This window comes from Corynebacterium sp. MSK122 (genome assembly GCF_030229435.2).
Taxonomy (GTDB): Bacteria; Actinomycetota; Actinomycetes; order Mycobacteriales; family Mycobacteriaceae; genus Corynebacterium; species Corynebacterium marquesiae.
Genome location: NZ_JASPHV020000049.1, coordinates 1 through 2883, shown reverse-complemented (window position 1 = coordinate 2883; position 2883 = coordinate 1). Strand labels below are relative to the sequence as shown.

At 47.9% G+C, this 2883-nt stretch carries 4 protein-coding genes; 2 read left to right on the top strand and 2 right to left on the bottom strand.

What is annotated here, in order from left to right:
- Positions 1–136 precede the first annotated feature (136 nt).
- On the top strand, positions 137–379 hold the full coding sequence (locus QP934_RS11355; RefSeq protein WP_248099348.1) for a hypothetical protein: 243 nt from the start codon (positions 137–139) through the stop codon (positions 377–379).
- 17 nt (positions 380–396) lie between these two features.
- Positions 397–882 carry a hypothetical protein gene (locus tag QP934_RS11350; RefSeq protein WP_248099349.1) on the top strand — a complete coding sequence of 162 codons (486 nt, stop codon included), beginning with the start codon at positions 397–399 and terminating at the stop codon, positions 880–882.
- Between the two features lie 181 nt (positions 883–1063).
- On the opposite strand, the gene QP934_RS11345 is transcribed toward QP934_RS11350, so the two are convergent.
- Both QP934_RS11345 and QP934_RS11340 read right to left on the bottom strand, forming a co-directional pair.
- Positions 1064–2212, bottom strand: a complete 1149-nt coding sequence (locus QP934_RS11345; protein WP_023020231.1) for an MFS transporter — start codon at positions 2210–2212, stop codon at positions 1064–1066.
- A gap of 108 nt (positions 2213–2320) precedes the next feature.
- On the bottom strand, positions 2321–2722 hold the full coding sequence (locus QP934_RS11340) for a cupin domain-containing protein (RefSeq protein ID WP_419127573.1): 402 nt from the start codon (positions 2720–2722) through the stop codon (positions 2321–2323).
- Positions 2723–2883: the final 161 nt, after the last annotated feature.

Sequence of the window (2883 nt, the reverse complement as noted above, 5' to 3'; positions counted from 1 at the left end):
AGGCTTCACCAAAGCTTGGGATACCGAACCCCGGTCGAAGTGGAAACCGAATTTTGGGACCAGCACCCGCCGCAAGCAATAATAGAAATCAAGGCAAATGCCTAGGAACAAAACCCGGGGCACTTCACTATGCTTGGTGGAAAAAGCACCTGATTTAAGGGGTGGTACAGATAATAAACCGGATTATAAATTCGATAAAAAGAAGAATCTTCCACATAAGTACACCTCGCGTGAAGTGGAACAAGATTGCATTGGAGACGTCGAAACCTCATTTATCGGGGTAACTGAAGGAACAATTGTTACCTCAACGGGAACTTATTATGCGAGGGCTTATAGTAATCCAGCGCGCGTTAAATGTAAGATTCCTGGCAACCTTTAAAAGATCGGCCTCGGTTAATGCATATATCTAATATTTACCTTGCCTACGTCAAACGCTTCTTTCTATCCGATCCTGATGGAGCAATCCAGGTTTTTGCAGGTGCCAGTTTTGATGAGCAAGAGATTCTCGAGTGGATTGATAAAGGCAAAAAAGTAGACCATGACATTTGGTACGAGAAAATTCCGATAGAGAACCCTCCCCATTCTCTCAGTTCCCCGAGTGAGGTATTAGTTTATTTCGATGGGTGTTCTTTTAACGAAGGATGGGAACATGATTTCCAGTGGACAGATCCAGTAGGTCGTAGAGCCCTTATCCCCGAAAAGTTTAATGGAGTTGTACGCCCCCAACCTGAGACAGAAGGAGTGCAACGGGAAGACGGATATGTAGGTAATGATTACTATCTGTGGAGAGTTCCTTGCCCATGGAAAAGCCGCTACCTTTTAGCTCCGTTCCAGGAAAAGAGTAATGAGGACATTGACTATGGACGTCCGTTTACGGTTTGAGCGTAATTAAATCGTAAAATCATGATGCAAGAAAAGTGACCTTAACTAGAGCAGTTAGTTAAGGTCACTTTTGTTTGTGCTAATGACTTTCATCGATTGGGCGAAATGAACGGTGTTGTTGCAAAGTTGGGCGGAGAGCAGCGAAGACTGCTCTTCCCGACCTAAGTGTGTGGCCTAGCTCTCAAAGCTGCCTTCCAAAATCTCTACTCCTTACAACGAGCAATCCGAAAACCAAGACACACACCACCCCTGCACCAATACTAAGAGCAGAAGCACCCCAAAGACTCGATACTGCCCCACCGACCGCACCACCGATACCTACACCAAGATTGAAGATAGTAACGAAAAAGGACTGTGCAATGTCTGCCAAGTTAACTGTATTTCTGGCTAAAGCAGTCTGCAGAACTGTCGGTGCACCACCAAATCCCAGTCCCCAGACGACTATTCCTGAAATGAAAAAATAGTTGGGAGCTGCCGGTACCGACAAAAGCAAGAATCCTAAAAGCATCAACGCTCCTGAGATTAGACCAGTCAGAAACAATCTCTTATCTACAACGACAGCAGTAAGTAAAATACTGATCCCCGCAGAAATCCCAAAAAATAGAAGCACAACATCTATTCCAAGAGCTATTCCCACACCACTGGTTAAAGGTTGAATGTACGTGTAAACCATGTTGTGCGCTACTGTCCAGCCGAAAAGCGCTACAAGCACCCCCATCACACCAGGCATCAAAATCGATCTCTTAAGAACATTGGCTCCTGGGCCATCTCCAACAGGTCCCGGCCGGGAAGGAACTGCAAACGTAATCCATAACGCTAAAACGATGGATGCGACTGTTAGCATGCCAAGCGTCAACCTCCAACCAAAGTGTTGACCCCCTAATGCACCAAGCGGGACTCCACAAGCTAAGGCCAAAGGCTGCCCAAAACCGATAATGGCAAGTGCGCGACCTTCGTTTTCCGAACTGACTAAACTCCGAGCGTAATTTGCCACAAGACCCCAAACGACACCTCCGGCCATACCGGCAAGAAACCTAGCAAAAAAGGCTAACCACAAATACGAAGTAATAGCAGTGAGAGCGTTGAAAACGCCAAGCCCCATGATAGCTATAACCAAAAGACGCTTACGCGGCATTTTTCGAGTTGCCGCCATCACCGGTATTGCAGCCACCACAGATCCAGCTGCATAAACGGTTAGAAACTGTCCTACTTTTCCCGTTGTCGTTCCAAAGGACTCACCCATATCAACCAAAACCCCCGTAGGAATGGTCTCGGTCATTATGGCCAAGAAAGCGGCAAACGCTAACCCTGCCAATTGTAGGACTGGCATATCTGCTTTCGAATTCCGATTTGACATGTTTGGCAATAATCAATCCTCTAAGGCACTCGCAGTCCGCCCCCCTTCATCCAGAGTGCAAGCAGCGTAGATTCTGGATCCCTATCCTCCTCTATGCGCTCTCCAATCTTGTGCATCCACAAAATACGTATCGAATTCATCTTCTCGACGGGCAAGCTCATCTTCAGGAACCTTGCCACTCACTATCCCGCCCAAGATACGGAAATACTCAAACCTCTCCACACCGGGTGCGATAGTTACCAGTACATCCGCGTCGCTACCCTTAGCGGCTCCAAAAGCATGAGGAACTCCCGGAAGAACCAATGCGCAATCACCCGCGCCTAGCTGGTAAATTTGGCCATCCTCCCAAAACTCCAGCTCCCCTTTAGTGACGTAGAAGAACTCACACGAAATCCTATGAAAATGTGGGACGGCTCCCTCGCCCCCATCAAAAAGTTGAATGTTTTGTACACTTACATTTCCTTTTGCATCCGAGGCATCCACCAGCAATCTTGCCTTCGGAAGGCGAGAGGAGGAAGCGTGCTGTCAAGGGGTGAATGCGCCACTTCGACCGGGAGGTAGTTGTGACGCGTTGGACTCCGAAGGATGTTAAGGATGCTGCTGTTGAGCGCGTGGTGGCAGGCGAGGCAGTTAGCCTGGTCGCG